Genomic DNA, 16,174 nt, shown 5'->3' with positions numbered 1-16,174 from the left:
AGGGCAACACAATGTATCAGCTTACGGACAATCAGATCGCAACGCTTACAGCTCTGCGTCATGAGTTGCATGAACGTCCTGAAATCTCTGGGGAAGAAGCACAAACTGCTGAACGGATAAGCCGCGAACTACGCGCACTTGGCGCCGACCGGATTTGGCGGGGGGTTGGTGGGCATGGCGTTGCCGCTCAATTCACAGGACTAAAAGAAGAAGGCCCCACGGTCTTATTGCGTTGCGAATTGGATGGACTACCAATCCGAGAGATCTCAAATCTGGCTTATCGTTCCGCGCTCGCTGGAAAAGGACATCTTTGCGGGCATGACGGGCATATGGCCTCGCTTATTGGTGTTGCAATGGGGCTTGCAAATCGCCCCGCAACAGGGCGTGTCATTTTACTGTTTCAACCAGCCGAAGAAACCGGTGCTGGCGCACAAGCGGTTATTGAAGATGCACAATGGGCTGAAATTCGACCAGATTATGCCTTCGCCTATCACAATGTGCCTGGCCGCCCATTGGGCGAAATCGGATGGCGCACTGGGCCAAGCAACTGCGCCTCTCGCGGCATGAAAATCAAGCTTGAAGGCAAGAGCTCTCACGCGGCGGCACCTGAAGACGGCGTATCTCCAGGCCCCGCAATGTCTGCGCTGATGGCAAAATTGCCCAAACTGAGCCACGGAACGGTCGGCGACGACGACTTCGCCCTTGTTACCTTAACGCATGCCATTCTTGGTGAAGCCGCTTTTGGCATTGCGCCAGCAGATGGTGAAGTGTGGACCACATTGCGTTCAATGACCAATGTGCAAATGGATAGACTGATGGTAGATGCGCAAGAGATTATCGAGCAATGTACAGATGGACTAAATGTTCAGATTACATGGCATGATGTGTTTTTGTCAGTAGCGAACCATGTCCAAGCCACAGAATTGGCACAAGATGTGGCAAACAAACAAGGTCGGCAGACAGTAGAAATCGCAACTCCATTTCGCTGGTCTGAAGATTTTGGTCGATTTGGAGATGAGGGGATCAAGACCAGCCTGCTTTATATCGGTGCAGGAGAAAATCATCCGCAACTACACAACCCAGATTATGATTTCCCAGACGCGTTGATACCAGTAGCCAGCGAGCTGTTTATTGGAATTGTTGCGCAGATATTGGGACGTGCGGAGGGGCAATGATGCATCACCCCATCCCCAAAAATGCTTGGTGCGAAATCTACCTCGACCGCTTTTCAAAAAACTTGGAGTTGGCACTCGACCTGGTGCCTCAAGGAACAAGGTTTTGCGCCGTTCTAAAAGCCGACGCCTACGGTCACGGGATTAGCCAAACGGTTCCTCTTGTGCGTGAACAGGGTGTGGACTGTATCGGTATAACGTCCAACTCAGAAGCTCGTGAAGTGCGCAATACGGGCTTCGCAGGTAGCCTGATCCGTCTGCGCGCAGCAACACAAGTCGAAATAGATCAGGCGGTGCATGATCGTGTAGAAGAGCAGGTTGGCTCTTTGCAAACAGCGCGGTACCTAAGCGTGCTCATAAAGTCGGGCCGTTACCAAATGGGAGCCCATCTTTCGTTAAACGCTAAGGGCATGTCGCGGGATGGTTTGGAGATATCGACCGTTGCAGGGCAAGAAACCTGCCGACGGATCGTTGGAACTTTGGGTGAGAAGATTGTTGGAATATGCAGTCATTTCCCGTCAAACGATAAAGAGCATTTGCGCCAAAACTCAAAACTGTTCCAACAACAGGTGGATTGGGTTTTGGCCAACAGCAAATTGAAGCGAAAGGATCTGCTGATCCATGCAGGCAGTTCTCTCACACTGATCTCTGAAGAACATGTAAAAACGGACATGTTCAGATGTGGAGCCATACTCTATGGCATATTGAAACCGGAGTTGGGGTTTCTGCCGACAATGGAGTTAAAAGCGCGGGTGGTCAGCATAGGTGATTACCCTATGGGCACAACCGTGGGCTATGATCGTTCCAAGCTATTGGAGCAAGATGGTCGTCTTGCCTGCATTTCAATTGGCTACGCAAATGGTTTTCGACGAAACGGATTTGAACGCAGCATCGTCAGCATAAACGGCAATTCTTGTCCGGTGGTGGGCAAAATCTCCATGAACACGATTGTTGCCGATGTTACAGAAATGAAAGAAGTCCAAGTTGGGGACGAAGTCGTGATTTTTGGCGGCGCCCACGCAAACAAGATTGGGCGCGATAGCGCAGAACACCAGTTCGAAACCATTATGGCGGACTTATATTCTGACTGGGGCCTGCGCAACCCTCGCAAATATCGCTAGGGAACTCTTGCCAATGTGCTCAAGTCCTTCCGCATCACGATGAGCGATTGGGCACCTTTAGTCTTTGCCAAACAAGTCCCGTGTGAAGACCTTATCAGACACGTCAGCCAAGTCATTATGAAATCTGTTGGCTATGATGACCTGAGCGCTGCTCTTGAACTCAGATAAGTCAGAAATGGTCCTTGCACCAAAGATAGATTTTCCCTCCAACGCGGGTTCAAAAACAACCACTTCGATGCCCGCAGTTTGCAGCCGCAACATAACCGCTTGGACAGCACTCTCGCGGAAATTGTCGGAACCTTTCTTCATTGCCAGCCGATAAACCCCAACAGTTTTTGGTGCCTGCGAGATTATATGGTCCGCAATGTAATTAATGCGCGTCTCGTTTGATTGTACGATGGCTTCCATAAGGTTTTGGGGCACACCTTCAAACGTTGACAGCAACTGCTTTGAGTCTTTGGGCAAACAATAGCCGCCATAGCCAAATGAGGGGTTGTTATAACTATTGCCAATCCTTGGATCGAGCCCAACCCCAGCAACAATGTCTTTAGCATTTAGGTCAAACCCAAGCGCAAAACTATCCAATTCATTGAAGAAGGCGACCCGCATTGCCAGATAAGTGTTGGAAAACAATTTTATCGCTTCGGCCTCCGAAGTGGAGGTGAAAAGCGTTTCAACTTTGTTGGTCTTGGCCCCTTCAACAAGGAGGGCGGCAAATGCTTTCGCAGTCTTCAAATCGCCACCAACCACAATCCGCGAGGGGTACAGATTGTCATGTAGCGCGTTTCCTTCACGCAAAAACTCAGGTGAAAACAGAATATTTGTGCTGTTCATCTTCGCGCATAGCCGCTGTGTATATCCAATGGGTACTGTCGATTTGATAACAATCGTGGCATCAGGGTTCTGCTCAAACACATCGTTTATCACGGTTTCTATCGTTGATGTATCTATTGAATTACTCGCAGTGTCATAGTTAGTTGACGTGCATATAACGACGAAATCGGCGTCGCCATATGCATCTGTTTTGTCTGTAGTTGCCTGAATGTTCAGTTTTGAGCTCGCGAGGTATTGGGAAACCAATTCGTCTTTAACCGGGCTCGTTTTACTCTTGATGAGATTTATGCGGTTAGTGTCGATGTCGAGCGCCAACACCTGATTGTTCTGTGCCAATAGAACGGCATTTGCGATGCCTACATACCCCATCCCCACAACTGTTATCTTTTTCATAAATTTAGGGTCTCTAATGCAGATGCAAAAATGAGGTTGCGTGAAAGCAGTATAGTTGTGTCGATAACAAGGCTTGAACGATTAGGTGAATATGCCCCATCACCCTCTTTTTAGCTGCTACAAATCGGTCATTTCTCTATCGGTGAATGTTCGTATAACTCACAAAATAATAAACCGCACTCAACAAAATTTAGCAAACCCAAAGAACGAGAATGCTCTCTTGTTTTGGAGTTTTCTGAATTTACATGTGTGATATCAATAGCTTACTTATCCAGCCAAATTCTCTTCGGCGAAGCAACTGTGTAGTTGAATCTTTTTCATCATCATGTAGGGTACGTATTAATACTTTTTTAACTTTTTATTTTTTTGAGCATTATGTCTTTTCAGTCTTTTGGCGCGCAAAGCGCATTTGTCTTTCCGTCGGGTAAAAAATCAATTCCCATTCCTTCATCAGGCTATGGTCGACCTGCTGCTAACACCAGTTTTGCCAAGCAATTGAATGTGGCTGCAAAGCGAGCGATGGACATTGTGATTTCCGTGGTCGCGTTGGCACTGCTTTGGCCCGTGTTTTTGATAATCATGATGATAATTAAAATTGAAGACCCTGGGCCAGCGGTTTTTAGGCAACAAAGGTGGGGGCAGGGCGGGCGTAAATTCACGGTCCTAAAATTCCGGACGATGTATGTTGGCAGATGCGACAAAACTGGCACCAAGCAAACGGTAAAGAACGATAGTCGTGTCACGCTTGTGGGTGCATTTTTGCGCAAATCAAACATTGATGAACTGCCGCAACTGGTGAATGTTTTAAAGGGTGAAATGTCACTCGTCGGGCCACGTTGCCACCCCGTCGGTTTACACGCAGGGGGCATTTTATATGAAGAGTTGGTGCCCAGTTACCATCGTCGTCATGCCTTAAGACCGGGCATCACCGGGCTAGCACAAATCAACAAATTGCGCGGACCAACGCTGGATAAAGAGCGATCAAGAATGCGGATCGTTCATGATCGATTGTATGTCATCAAAAACAATGTGTGGCTCGATTGCCAAATCATCGTTCTAACAGCCGTCAGAGAATGCTGGCGCGGTACCGGGTTCTAGCGGCAACCATGGGGGCGACGCGAATGGCACAAAAGACGGTTCTTGTTACTGGCGGTGCGGGTTTTCTAGGGTCTTTGCTTTGTGAACGACTATTGGAGCGCGGGTGCCGCGTCCTGTGCGTAGATAATTTTTTGACCGGCGCTCGGCAAAATGTGGCGCACCTTTTGCCAAACCGCAATTTTGAGCTGATGAAACACGATATCTGCTTGCCGCTTTCCGCTCAAGTCGATGAGATTTTCAATTTGGCTTGCCCTGCATCGCCAGTCCATTATCAAGACGACCCAATTCGGACCATGAAAACAAACGTCCTTGGCGCCTTGAATATGCTTGGGTTGGCAAAACGAGTGAACGCGAAAATTTTGCAGGCATCAACGTCCGAAATTTACGGCGATCCGTTAGTTCATCCCCAGACTGAGGACTATTGGGGGCACGTAAATCCAATTGGTTTGCGTGCGTGTTATGACGAAGGAAAACGGTGTGCAGAGACGTTGTTTTACGATTTCCAACGCCAACATGGTTTAAACATAAGAGTTGCAAGGATTTTCAACACATACGGTCCGTACATGCATCCCGAAGACGGTCGCGTCGTTTCCAATTTCATCACTCAGGCGCTAAAAAAGCAGGACATCACAATTTACGGGAACGGCCAGCAAACGCGCTCGTTTTGTTATCGTGACGATTTGGTTGAAGGGCTGCTGCGGCTGATGGATGCGCCGGATTTTGTTTGTATGCCCATCAACATGGGAAACCCAAACGAGTTCACCATTCAAGAGTTGGCTCAATTGGTTATTGGTGCCACCAAATCCAGCTCAAAACTAATTAATCTACCTTTACCTACTGACGATCCAAAAAAACGCCAGCCAGACATTGGTTTGGCAATCAAGTACTTAGATTGGTCGCCAAAAGTGCAGTTAAAAGAAGGCCTTGGCAACACTATTGCATATTTTAGAGATATTTTGACGAATGAGGCCGCGGTATGAATTCCATCAATGCCGCTCTATGTATTTTTTTAGGAGTAAACAATGAAACGGAGCGCACTCGTGTGTGGCGCTGGGGGCTTCATCGGATCCCACCTCGTCAAACGCCTAAAACGTGAGAACTATTGGGTTCGCGGCGTTGATCTAAAGCTTCCACCATTTGCAGAAACACAAGCCGACGATTTCATTGTTGCTGATCTGCGAGACAGCGCAGCCTGTGGTCGAGCAATAGATCGGCAATATGATGAGGTTTACCAGCTGGCGGCCGATATGGGCGGTGCTGGCTATGTTTTTACCGGCGAAAACGATGCAGAAATAATGCGCAACTCTGCAGCGATAAACCTAAATGTTCTAAGCAGTTGCCAAGAACGAGGCATTGGAAGAGTTTTCTACTCGTCTTCAGCCTGTGTTTACCCCGTTCACAATCAGCTAGATCCAAACAATCCGTTCTGCACTGAGCAGTCCGCTTACCCCGCGGCACCAGATAGTGAATATGGATGGGAAAAATTGTTCTCCGAACGCCTGTTTCTGGCTTTCAACAAAAACCATAGTATGAATAATCGTGTCGCTAGGTATCACAATATCTTTGGCCCTGAGGGGGCTTGGCAAGGCGGTCGGGAAAAAGCGCCGGCCGCTGTGTGCCGAAAGGTTGCGATGGCCAGCGATGGTGGTGAAATCGAAATATGGGGTGACGGCAATCAAACCCGGTCATTTCTGTTTATTGATGAATGTATTGAAGGCACATTACGTCTTATGCAGTCGGGTTTTGCAGGTCCACTAAATATCGGTTCAGATGAAATGGTCACCATCAATCAACTCGTGGATATGGTGTGCGAAATTGCAGGCAAGACCCTCCATAAGAACCATATATCAGGACCAATAGGCGTGCGTGGTCGCAACTCTGATAATGCGCTTATTGAGCAAAAACTAAGCTGGCGACCAAGCTTGAAGCTTTATGCTGGGCTTGAGCAAACCTACGACTGGATCGAGCGCCAAGTGCAGCGCGAAACCAACCAAAGTGCTGCCTAATGCAATTAACGCAACAAGCTTCAAAGGTGCACCCGATCACATCAAAATCAGAGCATCTGCCCTCTCACGATATGTTGGGCATGCGTTTGGATGATCTGGATCTAGCGTCGGTCCTTGAACGCATCGTTGAGATGGCGGATGCTGGTCAACCTGGTTATTGCTGCCTGACCAATGTCCACCAATGCGTGCTTGTGCACGATGACCCAAAGTTTGGCGCCAAGGTGAATGCTGCCACATTTGTTATATCAGACAGCGTCATCTTGGAGCGGGCCAGAGCAACCCGATATGGTCTGTCGTACAAAAGCACGCAGCGTGGCGCGGACATTATGCATCGATTGTGCGCACAGGCTGCGGCACGAGGTATAAAAATCGCGTTGATCGGTGGAAAGAACAATCGGACACTTGAAAAGCTAAAGATCAATCTGACGACGATACATCCAAAGCTCGAGATCGCTTGCGCTCTATCGCCGCCCTTTCGCCAGTTAAGCGCCGACGAAGATGCCAACATCATCAATGCAATCAGCAACTCCGGCGCAAGATTGATATTCGTTGGGCTCGGATGCCCCAAACAAGAGAATTGGATGGCCGATCACACCCAACAAATTGGCGCAATGATGATTGGTGTAGGCGCTGCGTTTGATTTCAATGCGGGGGTGATTGAGCCATCGCCGCAATGGGTGCACGCAGCGGGATTGGAATGGCTCTACCGCCTCCTGCGCGAACCGCGCCGCCTAGGAAAGCGTTACCTTACGACATCCCCCCGGTTTTTGTGGCTGTTAGCGCTGGATATTATCCGAAATGGGAGCAAATCAAGTTGAGCCCGTTGGTCACCAAAATACGTTGCCTATGCGCAGAACTATGCGAGGGATCTAAAAACTCAATTTGGCCAGTGACCAGCCAAGTCCTATCAAGCGCTGCAAATTTCGCCATAACTGTTTTTGTTATAAGGGCCATAGGTATTGCCCAATTTGGCCAGTTTAGCATTTACTATTTGATTGCGTTAAACCTGAGCGCCGTCATTTTGGCCCTAGTCATGATGCCACTTTCATCAATCTTAGAGCTTACTGAAAAAAGTGAGCAGCGCGCATTGATTGCCACGTCGAGCTGGGTGTTTTGCACAATTTCATTGGTTACAGTGGCTTTTTTGATTGGCGGCGGATTTCTGTTTGGTCTTGGCGCAAATAGTGCGATCCTTGCCCTGTTTTTCATGTCGATCGCACTGACGGAATTTCTCCGGCGCATCTTGTTTTTGGTTTGCCGTGATGTGCAGGCGTTTCTGTCTGATGTACTTCGATATATCTGCGTCGGCTTGGCATTCCTTTTTGTTGTGAACTCGCCGATCAAATTGGATCCTACAATCTGTGTGCTCATAATTTCGACTTGCTTTTTGGCGGGGTCAATTTTGACGTTCTGCCAAAATTTCGCAAAAACCATTTTCGTGACTTCTGCCAACCAAATGCAAAAAAATATTGGGCGCATCGTCAAAAGTGGCGGTTGGTTGAGCTGGGCAACCTTCTTGCAGTTCTGCAATGAACATCTGTTTGTAGCGGTTGGCGCCCTGGTTTTGGGGCCTCAGACAATCGGCATGGTTCGCGCCAGTCAAAGCCTTGTTGGGCTCATTAATCCATTTCTTTATGCGCTAGAGAATATTCTACCTCGAAAAATCGGCGCGGATATGAGAGCGCTTGGTCAAGAACGGGCGGTCGCCAGTTATCGTCGATTTGCAGTGGCCATCGTTTTCTGCCTTGGGCTGCCCCTTTTGGGCATAGCGTTTTTTGCTGAACCCATTTCAAATTTATTTTTGGGACAACGCGTGTTTGAGGTCTGGATCCTTCAAGCTTTTTGCGGGGTGTATTTTTTGATCGTTTTGAGGACGTTGATCACTTTTGCTCTTCGGGCGTTTGAATGCACAAAAGCGATATCGAACGCGACAGCATTGGCAGCGCTTACGAGCGCAATTATTGCCTATCCCGCGATGATGTTTTTCAATGTTTCTGGACTGGTCGGTGGCATAACCATTGCACAATTAATCGCGACCCTAGCGCTCATTTGGCCTTTCTCATTGGTAATAAGAGAAAGGACGCCCAGTGCTCAAACTCAGAGCTGACACCCAACAAAGCAAGGTCTTGTTGTCTGCGTTTGCCTGTTCGCCATGCCTTGGGTCAGAGGCAGGTGTGGGGTGGCGTTGGGCGCTAGAAATTGCAAAGCTGGGGTATGAGGTAACCGTACTTACGAGCGGTGTCTACAGAGGGGAAATTGAGCTTTGTTTAGACAAATTGCCTGAGTTGAATCAGCCAAAATTCACATATGTTGATGCCTTTGGGGGCGCCAATTACCAAAGCTCAAATAGGGTTTGGCAATATGTCTATCTTTACTTGTGGCAGTTTCTTGCGGTTTGGCGGGCGCTCAAATTGCACAAAGAAATTCGGTTTGATTTGGTGCATCACATAACCTTTGGAGGCATTCGCTACCCCAGCTTTTTGGGCGCGCTCGGCATTCCATTTATTGTTGGTCCATTAGGGGGCGGTGAGTGTGCACCCAAACAATTGCGAAAATCCTATCCATTGCGCGGTAAAATTGTTGATGCAGTGCGCGATTTGTGGAACGCGCTTGTCCCGTTTGATCCAATTCTGCGCCTGCAATTCAGCCAAGCCAGCCTAATTCTGATAAAAACGCCAGACAACATTGCTTTAGTGCCAAAGTTTGCTCGATGGAAAGTTCAACAACTCTTTGAGATTGGCATAGACCAAGTTCCAAAACCGGTTGGCGCCACCAAGACCAAGAACCCAACAGTGCTCTTTGCTGGGCGATGTCAATTTTGGAAAGGAATGCATCTTGGTATAGGCGCAATCGCCCAAGCGATGATCGCGCTACCAGATTTGACCCTAACGATCGCGGGTGATGGACCGGAGCGAGAATTGTGGGAGCGCCAGGCAAGTGTCCTGGGCATTGCACACCGTGTTACTTGGCTCGGGTGGCAACCAAAGGATGCGCTAGACGCATTGTATCAATCTCATCACCTTGTCTTGTTTCCAAGTCTCCATGACTCTAGCGGCAACGTTGTGCTTGAGGCGTCTATTCGAGGGACACCTGTTGTGTGTTTGGACTGCGGCGGTCCCGGCGCTCTCTTGCCTTCAACGGCAGGTGTGAAAATACCCGTTCAAAGCCGCACAGAAAACGAGGTCGTCGACATGATGGCGGCGGCAATAAAGCACTATCTGAGCGCACCGGCAGAACTGGAGAAGCTCGCCAAAACGGCTGAAGAATGGGCGCGCGAACAAACTTGGGCCTCGCGGGTCGTTGCTGCCTATGCAGACTTTACACCAACAAGAAATGGCGGCGCATGACGATGCTTTCCGTCTCTAGAAGTGCTTATGAGCCAGCGAACGAGGAAGCAGCAGCACTTTGGGCTCTTCCTATTGTGGCTTATACGATTGGGTTTCAGGTGTTTCGCCCATTTGGCATTTGGTTGCTTGCGCTGGTCATATTGACCTCAATAGGTTCCATTTACTGTGCTCGACGGGTTGTCGGATTTTGGACATTTTTTCCATTGTTGCTGGTTTCAACAATGATGCTTTTTGTGTCTTTAGCCGGGTTGGCCCCAAGTAGCTGGACTGTCTATCGAGATGTATTTGCCGCGTTACGACAGTGGAGTTGGGTTATCATCATTCCAATTGCCACAAGTGCCTTTTCGGCCTTTTTTGGCCGCCACTACACCTTAATCCAAAAAAACGCATTGGCATTTTTGTGCATCGTTTTCGCCATAACTTGTCTGTCTCGAATGGGGACAACAAGGTACGTGGGGGAAGGGCAAACATTCACCCTATACGTTTTATCAAATGATGTTTTGCCGGTCTATTTGTTGCTCATCTTTTTGGTCCTTTCTAAGTCAAATCTTTTGCTTCGCATAAGCGTGTTTGTCGTTGTGGCTCTGCTGTCATCGAGCACTCAGTCCCAAGTCCTTATGATTGCCATTTTTGTGACTTGGGTTTTGCCATGGCCTCGTCTGGTTTCGGCCGGGTTGTTTTTCTCATTGTTGGCATTTGTGCTCATCGCGCCTTGGCATGCGTTAGAACTATACGGCATTGACCACAACTCCGGCCTTAGAGCACAATTTTGGCATGACGCTTTGATCGCGCTCAGCGATTCCTCTGGTCTAGGGGTTGGGTTTGGCAATGAGTTTATCGCCACCAATTTCTGGGACGTAACCCACTCTAGTTGGTCGTTTTTTTTGGAGGATGATCCCGCAAGGCTTTATATTTCCACCCACAGTGTTGTTTACGATGTTTTGATGAAAACCGGCGTTTTGGGCTTGGCTGCACTTTTGTTTTTCTATTGGAGATTATTCGCAACAAAATCTCACATGACCTTGCACCACAGTCGCCTTTTCTGCTCAATTTTCAATGTTTTGGTTGTAGCCAGTCTTGTCAATCCCGGCTTCACAACCCTCAATTTCTCCTTAGGCGCTTCAATGTGCCTTGCTTTGATGTTTCACATTACAAAGATGCAAGAGCGAGAAACCCAGCGTCGGGGCGCGTTGGCATGGCATGGCCAGAGCCTGCGGAACATGCGCACATGAAACTCTCAAAACTTTTGGCATTGTTGGCGATTGTCGGCCTTGTGATCATCTCACTTGTGGTGATGCTGGAGGAGGGGCAACTCTATTTTCCGAAGGCGCGCGGAAACATAATCGATACGACCAATAACGCCCCATTTTCTGTTGCCGCAAACAAACAATTGCTGGACCGATGCGTGCGTCGCATGTCTGACTACCAATTCTTGCTTGGCCTTTCTGGGAACGTAAGAGCCGAAATGCTGCATTGCCACGCACAGAGCTTGGAAATTGCCAAGCGCTTGCCCACTTATTCATATGCTTGGATGGTGGTAGGTTTCAGCGCAACGCTGTTGGAAGATGAAGCGTCGCTTGTGGAGGGGTTTCAACGCTCCTATCTGTCGAGCCCAAACCAACTTTGGATTGCACGCCTTAGGGTGTTGTGGCTCATTGAACGCGCGCCCCACCTTTTGTCTGGCGGCGCTCTCGCAACTGTTGTTCAAAATGATATCTCAGTTTTGATTGTCGGCAACACAGACTGGAACATTGTTGCCACCTTATATCTGCGCACAAACACTCGACAGCAAACTTTTGCGGCGGTGCAAACGCTGCCGTTCGCGGATCAAATGCGTTTTCTTGAAATGATGTCCGGCCAACGCAATGCAACAGAAGGTTTCGCTTTGGATGTGGGCAAGGTGGCAAATGTCTAACGTGCGGCTATTGCAATCTGCGGTGATAGCCGTGGTTTTGTTTACGGCACTACCACTGGCCAGCAATAGGCCGTTCTTTTGGGCGCTTAACCTATTTCTCTTCTCCCTGATCGCTTTTGCATATCTCATCTCCCCCAAAAAACCGGACAAATCAAACCTTGTGCAAATAGCGCAATCAAATCCAGTTTTTGCGCTCTATTTCTTGTTCATCATTTTTGTGCTGGTGCAAATGCTACCGGTGCCGATCTTTGAACCACTGGGCACCATCATCGATGGCAGACTATCGGGAAAAACAATAAGTGTTGCCATTGGCCCCACAGTATTGTCCCTAATCAACTGGCTGACATATGGCTTGGTTTTTGTCCTGACCATAAAGCTCTTCGACAAAGCCCGTGGTGGTCAATTTGCCCTACAAGCCCTTGTTGTTGGCATTGCAATCTACGCGTTTTACGCGCTCGTTGCCCTGACCCAGCTGGGGGACCCGCTTATCATTTTTAAAAAGCAAAACTATATCGGGGTTGCAACCGGCACATTCGTCAACCGCAACAGCTTTGCGACTTATCTGGCACTGGGTTTGATCATTGCGTTGTCGATTGTGATTTCTGCGCTCCAAAAGCTTGAAGCGCGGCAAATCTTGTTGGTGGAATTTAGCAAGCCAAAACTCTTGTTGAATGTGGTGTGCGTCATCTTGCTAGCCGTTGCACTTGTGCTGACCAAATCAAGAATGGGGATATTTGGGGCGGTATGTGGCATCGCCGTTTTGTGTTGCCTCTGGATCTCGAAAACGCACATATACAGGAGCTATTGGATAATCGCCTTTGTTGTGACACTGGTTTTGGTCATCAGTGTCTTTGTGATGAATTCCCCAGATTTACTTGATAGGGTTTTGGTCGCCGGCAGGGATGCGGGCCATCGGTTGGCAGTATATGAATTAGCGTTAAAACTGATCGCAGATCGACCCATCGTTGGTTTTGGCGCAGGCACCTTTGACCTCGTGTTTCCACTGGTAAGGGACAAGTCGCTGAACGTTGGCTATGTTTGGGATAAAGCCCATTCGACCTATTTGTCCTTATTTGTCGAGTTCGGTTTGCTTTTCGGTCTAGTGCCCATCCTCACCATCGCACTCATTTTTGCGCAATCAGTCGCTATTTTTTGGCGAAAATCGATTCTATCGGCGCGGAAAATGGCAAGTATTGGGTGCACAACGGTGGTGGCGGTGCATGCTTTGGTCGATTTCAGTGTTGAAATACAGGCTATCGCGCTTTTGTTTGTATTTGTGTTGGCCATTGGCCAAACCGCTGGCGGTCGCACCAATGTTTAGAACTATTTGGGCAAAGCGTTTTCAACGAGCCCACTGCAAAGTTGATGAGAAGAGCCACCTCATAAACGATGATATCCAGACGATCTACGCAATTGGCGATGTTCATGGATCTCTGGATTTGTTGAAAAAACTTGAACACGAGGTTTTCAACACTCACAACCAAAAAAGCGGGTCAGCTGCTTTACTGTTCCTTGGGGATTTTATCGATCGTGGACCAATGTCCGCGAACCTTATTGAACACCTGATTGGCGTGTCCCCCAAAGGGTTTGTTCGGCTGTGTATTTGTGGCAACCACGAACTGATGATGAAAGAGTTTTTGTCTTCACCTAGTCCCGATGCTGATTGGCTTTTTTGCGGTGGCCGAGAAACGCTTTTGTCTTATGGGATTGGGCGAATAGACGTTGATAAGAGCAGTCTTTTATATCAAGTTCTCGCCGCAATACCTGCAAATCACATGCGCTTTCTTGAAAGTCTTGTTCCCTATTACATTTGGAACAAATTTATTTTCACCCATGCCGGCCTTAACCCGGAAAAAGGAATTGCCGAGCAAACAGCAAAAGATACGTGCCGCAACGTTTCATCATACAAGTGCCAAAAACAAGCGTTCGGAAAAACAATCGTGCACGGCCATTTCATTGTGCCAAATCCTGTTAAAAATGAAGCAGAGATTTCGCTCGATACGGCGGCTTTTGCCACCGGCAGACTATCATACGCAAAGATCGAAAAATGCGGTGCCGTTGAACTTTACTCAATAACGCTATAATAATGCACCTATTATTATTTGAAGTTATACTTAGGTGTTTTTATGGACGAGCAGGCAATAGATCTGCGCGGAATTCTTAATGTCTTTCGTCGGCGTTTTAGGTTCATTCTTACTCTCATCGCATTGACGCTTATTCTAACGACCACTGCGCTGTTCATTATCAAACCGACATACACAGCAACCTCCAAACTGCTGCTGGATGTGGTTGGTAAAAACCTATTTGACCCCGATGCAACAGCGCCGTCCACTGCTTTGGCCAATGCCCTTATCGATACGGAAGTGGAGATAATAAATTCGAGGCCAGTTCTTGAGAAAGCCTTCACCGACCTTGGGTTGATCGATAGCAAAGAACACGGTGTGTCGTTATCAGCGATTGAGAAGATATCGCTCTTTTTGGGTCTGGACCAGGCAACGACACCTATGTCCCAAGAACAACGTATCAACGGCGTTTTTGATGAATTCAAGAAAAAGATCCGCATAAGGCGGCAGGGTTTCACCTTTATCATTAATGTAGCGACGAGCACCCAAAACCCAAAAGACGCCGCAGAAATCGCCAATGCAATTGCATTATCGCATATTGCGCTCAGGCACGAAGAAAAGGTTAGGTCGTCCAATATGGCGCAGACCCTTTTCCACGAGCGAATTGCTGCAACGCGCCGCTTAAACGAAGTAGCGCAGCAGGAACTGGAAGCGTACATTCCAAATAACTTGCGTGAAATCATCAAGCTCAACAAAGACCCTCAAATTCCCATTTTGCGGGACAAAGTTGACGCATTCACCGCCAAAAGCAAACTCAATGCAGATATGATTGAAGCGCTCAACGGCAGTGTTGACCAAATACCAAGCGAAGTCCAAAAGTCCACATTGGTTAGTGAAGGGCTCAAAATTCTACTGCATCAAAGACAAGAGTTAGCAGCAAAAGTCCACGGGCAATCGGAGCAAGAGTTCACAGCAGAGCAAAAACGCCAGCTGACACAAATGGATGAAGAACTGAACCGGCTAATCGCTCAAGACTTATCGGTGCTGCGAAAGAACCAAGAGGACGATACTCAACAGGCCATCGCCGCGCGAAATGATTTGACCGCAAGAGTGGTTCAGATCGCTCCCACTTCGTTCATTTCAAAACTGGATGCTTTAAGGGTGCGCGCAAAAGTCAATAATGACATGTACACACGTTTGGTAGAACGCGGCACTGAACTTCAAGTTCAAACAGATGTGCAAATCTCAAACGTCAGCATCGCAGAGCTCGCCGCTACTCCACTTGAACCCTCATTCCCCAATAAACTGTTGGTGCTTGCCATTGCATTTGTTTCGGCTGCTGGCGTTGCTGTGGGACTGGCCTTTGTTTTGGATCAATATTGGGGGGGAATAACCTCTGAGGGGCAACTCGCAGATGTCATTTTGCGCAGGGTTGTTTCTGTTGTACCTGCTTTTCGACCGTTCACAGATGTAAATGGTAACAAAACGAACCTCGTCGATGTGATGGACAATGCGCCCTCTTCAAATTTTGCCGAAACAATTCGGCGTATTCGTTCAGAAATCGATCTTGCAGGCGCACAAAGAAATAGTGCGGTGAACGATGACGTGGGGCGGGTGGTTCTCGTGACGTCAGCGGTGCCAAGTGAAGGTAAGACTACCCTTGCAATTTCATTGGCCAAAAGCATGGCCCACGCTGGCGCAAAAGTCCTGCTGATCGATGCTGACTTTCGAAAACCATCTATCCATAAGTTCCTTGAGCTGGACGGAGGTTCGGGACTATTGGAATATCTGCAAAACCCAGACAGCGTTGGTGGATTGACAAATTCGTTCACCAACAAAGTCATCCCAAATCTTGATGCGCTGGTCGGCCAAAGCCAATTGGGCCTTGCAGCGGATAGTCTTGTTTCAAACATTGGTTTTGAAAGGTTGATAGATAGCGTTGCAAAGCTTTACGATTTTGTGGTGATTGATACCCCTCCATTATTGCCCGTTGTGGACACAAGCTACTTGTTGCACCTAGTCGACGTTGCCGTTTTCGTTGTGGGTTTTTCAACAACGTCTCAGCAAGATGTTCGAAAAGCCAACATGTTGCTGGAGAAATATCTCAATTCTAGCGCGAATGTCGTGCCTGTCCTCAATCGCAGCGACTCGATCGCTTTGGGTTACAGCGCGAACTACGAAAGCTATTTTAGCTAATCGGTGCAGCGGGCTTGGAAAGGTGGCAC

At 48.2% G+C, this 16,174-nt stretch carries 14 protein-coding genes; 13 read left to right on the top strand and 1 reads right to left on the bottom strand.

Annotation, left to right across the window (positions count from 1 at the left end; translation table 11 throughout):
• Window positions 1-11 precede the first annotated feature (11 nt).
• Window positions 12-1,175, top strand: a complete 1,164-nt coding sequence (locus O4H47_RS05720) for an amidohydrolase (RefSeq protein WP_269393000.1) — start codon at window positions 12-14, stop codon at window positions 1,173-1,175.
• Complete coding sequence (alr, locus tag O4H47_RS05715) at window positions 1,172-2,293, top strand: alanine racemase (RefSeq protein ID WP_269392999.1); 1,122 nt, start codon at window positions 1,172-1,174, stop codon at window positions 2,291-2,293. The genes O4H47_RS05720 and alr overlap by 4 nt, the downstream gene beginning before the upstream one ends.
• A gap of 57 nt (window positions 2,294-2,350) precedes the next feature.
• Here alr and O4H47_RS05710 read toward each other — a convergent pair whose 3' ends face one another.
• A complete protein-coding gene (locus O4H47_RS05710; RefSeq protein WP_269392998.1) occupies window positions 2,351-3,520 on the bottom strand; it encodes a nucleotide sugar dehydrogenase in 1,170 nt (389 codons plus the stop codon).
• Window positions 3,521-3,895: 375 nt separating this feature from the next.
• Between O4H47_RS05710 and O4H47_RS05705 the strand changes: the two genes are divergently transcribed.
• The 11 genes from O4H47_RS05705 to O4H47_RS05655 all read left to right on the top strand — a co-directional run bounded on the left by O4H47_RS05705 (window position 3,896) and on the right by O4H47_RS05655 (window position 16,145).
• A complete protein-coding gene (locus tag O4H47_RS05705; RefSeq protein WP_269392997.1) occupies window positions 3,896-4,618 on the top strand; it encodes a sugar transferase in 723 nt (240 codons plus the stop codon).
• Window positions 4,594-5,598, top strand: coding sequence for a UDP-glucuronic acid decarboxylase family protein (locus O4H47_RS05700; protein ID WP_419719599.1), 1,005 nt, complete (start codon window positions 4,594-4,596; stop codon window positions 5,596-5,598). The genes O4H47_RS05705 and O4H47_RS05700 overlap by 25 nt, the downstream gene beginning before the upstream one ends.
• A gap of 42 nt (window positions 5,599-5,640) precedes the next feature.
• A complete protein-coding gene (locus tag O4H47_RS05695; protein WP_269392995.1) occupies window positions 5,641-6,624 on the top strand; it encodes an NAD-dependent epimerase/dehydratase family protein in 984 nt (327 codons plus the stop codon).
• Window positions 6,624-7,442 (top strand): WecB/TagA/CpsF family glycosyltransferase, encoded by an 819-nt coding sequence (locus O4H47_RS05690; RefSeq protein WP_269392994.1) that lies wholly within the window; start codon window positions 6,624-6,626, stop codon window positions 7,440-7,442. The genes O4H47_RS05695 and O4H47_RS05690 overlap by 1 nt, the downstream gene beginning before the upstream one ends.
• A 215-nt stretch (window positions 7,443-7,657) precedes the next feature.
• On the top strand, window positions 7,658-8,731 hold the full coding sequence (locus O4H47_RS05685; RefSeq protein WP_269392993.1) for a hypothetical protein: 1,074 nt from the start codon (window positions 7,658-7,660) through the stop codon (window positions 8,729-8,731).
• Window positions 8,712-9,971 carry a glycosyltransferase family 4 protein gene (locus O4H47_RS05680; protein WP_269392992.1) on the top strand — a complete coding sequence of 420 codons (1,260 nt, stop codon included), beginning with the start codon at window positions 8,712-8,714 and terminating at the stop codon, window positions 9,969-9,971. Before O4H47_RS05685 ends, O4H47_RS05680 begins: the two co-directional genes overlap by 20 nt.
• Entirely contained in the window at window positions 9,968-11,203 is a 1,236-nt protein-coding gene (locus O4H47_RS05675; RefSeq protein WP_269392991.1) for a hypothetical protein, read from the top strand. The genes O4H47_RS05680 and O4H47_RS05675 overlap by 4 nt, the downstream gene beginning before the upstream one ends.
• The gene (locus O4H47_RS05670; protein WP_269392990.1) at window positions 11,167-11,886 is read left to right on the top strand and encodes a hypothetical protein; all 720 of its coding nucleotides are present in this window, start codon (window positions 11,167-11,169) and stop codon (window positions 11,884-11,886) included. Before O4H47_RS05675 ends, O4H47_RS05670 begins: the two co-directional genes overlap by 37 nt.
• Complete coding sequence (locus O4H47_RS05665; protein WP_269392989.1) at window positions 11,879-13,207, top strand: O-antigen ligase family protein; 1,329 nt, start codon at window positions 11,879-11,881, stop codon at window positions 13,205-13,207. Before O4H47_RS05670 ends, O4H47_RS05665 begins: the two co-directional genes overlap by 8 nt.
• Window positions 13,200-13,970 carry a metallophosphoesterase gene (locus O4H47_RS05660; protein WP_269392988.1) on the top strand — a complete coding sequence of 257 codons (771 nt, stop codon included), beginning with the start codon at window positions 13,200-13,202 and terminating at the stop codon, window positions 13,968-13,970. The genes O4H47_RS05665 and O4H47_RS05660 overlap by 8 nt, the downstream gene beginning before the upstream one ends.
• A gap of 42 nt (window positions 13,971-14,012) precedes the next feature.
• A complete protein-coding gene (locus O4H47_RS05655; RefSeq protein ID WP_269392987.1) occupies window positions 14,013-16,145 on the top strand; it encodes a GumC family protein in 2,133 nt (710 codons plus the stop codon).
• Window positions 16,146-16,174: the final 29 nt, after the last annotated feature.

This window comes from Maritalea porphyrae (genome assembly GCF_027213965.1).
Classification (GTDB): Bacteria; Pseudomonadota; Alphaproteobacteria; order Rhizobiales; family Devosiaceae; genus Maritalea; species Maritalea porphyrae_A.
The sequence above is the reverse complement of the archived record's forward strand: the minus strand, read 5'-3'. Positions and strand labels throughout refer to the sequence as shown.

What these genes read in the sequence shown, in the direction of transcription:
- O4H47_RS05670 (WP_269392990.1), top strand. Translation starts at nt 11,167, where the DNA reads ATGGCATGGCCAGAGCCTGCGGAACATGCGCACATGAAACTCTCAAAA.
- O4H47_RS05660 (WP_269392988.1), top strand. Translation starts at nt 13,200, where the DNA reads ATGTTTAGAACTATTTGGGCAAAGCGTTTTCAACGAGCCCACTGCAAA.
- O4H47_RS05700 (WP_419719599.1), top strand. Translation starts at nt 4,594, where the DNA reads ATGCTGGCGCGGTACCGGGTTCTAGCGGCAACCATGGGGGCGACGCGA.
- O4H47_RS05690 (WP_269392994.1), top strand. Translation starts at nt 6,624, where the DNA reads ATGCAATTAACGCAACAAGCTTCAAAGGTGCACCCGATCACATCAAAA.
- O4H47_RS05710 (WP_269392998.1), bottom strand. Translation starts at nt 3,520, where the DNA reads ATGAAAAAGATAACAGTTGTGGGGATGGGGTATGTAGGCATCGCAAAT.
- O4H47_RS05665 (WP_269392989.1), top strand. Translation starts at nt 11,879, where the DNA reads ATGTCTAACGTGCGGCTATTGCAATCTGCGGTGATAGCCGTGGTTTTG.
- O4H47_RS05655 (WP_269392987.1), top strand. Translation starts at nt 14,013, where the DNA reads ATGGACGAGCAGGCAATAGATCTGCGCGGAATTCTTAATGTCTTTCGT.
- O4H47_RS05695 (WP_269392995.1), top strand. Translation starts at nt 5,641, where the DNA reads ATGAAACGGAGCGCACTCGTGTGTGGCGCTGGGGGCTTCATCGGATCC.
- O4H47_RS05720 (WP_269393000.1), top strand. Translation starts at nt 12, where the DNA reads ATGTATCAGCTTACGGACAATCAGATCGCAACGCTTACAGCTCTGCGT.
- alr (WP_269392999.1), top strand. Translation starts at nt 1,172, where the DNA reads ATGATGCATCACCCCATCCCCAAAAATGCTTGGTGCGAAATCTACCTC.
- O4H47_RS05685 (WP_269392993.1), top strand. Translation starts at nt 7,658, where the DNA reads ATGATGCCACTTTCATCAATCTTAGAGCTTACTGAAAAAAGTGAGCAG.
- O4H47_RS05705 (WP_269392997.1), top strand. Translation starts at nt 3,896, where the DNA reads ATGTCTTTTCAGTCTTTTGGCGCGCAAAGCGCATTTGTCTTTCCGTCG.
- O4H47_RS05675 (WP_269392991.1), top strand. Translation starts at nt 9,968, where the DNA reads ATGACGATGCTTTCCGTCTCTAGAAGTGCTTATGAGCCAGCGAACGAG.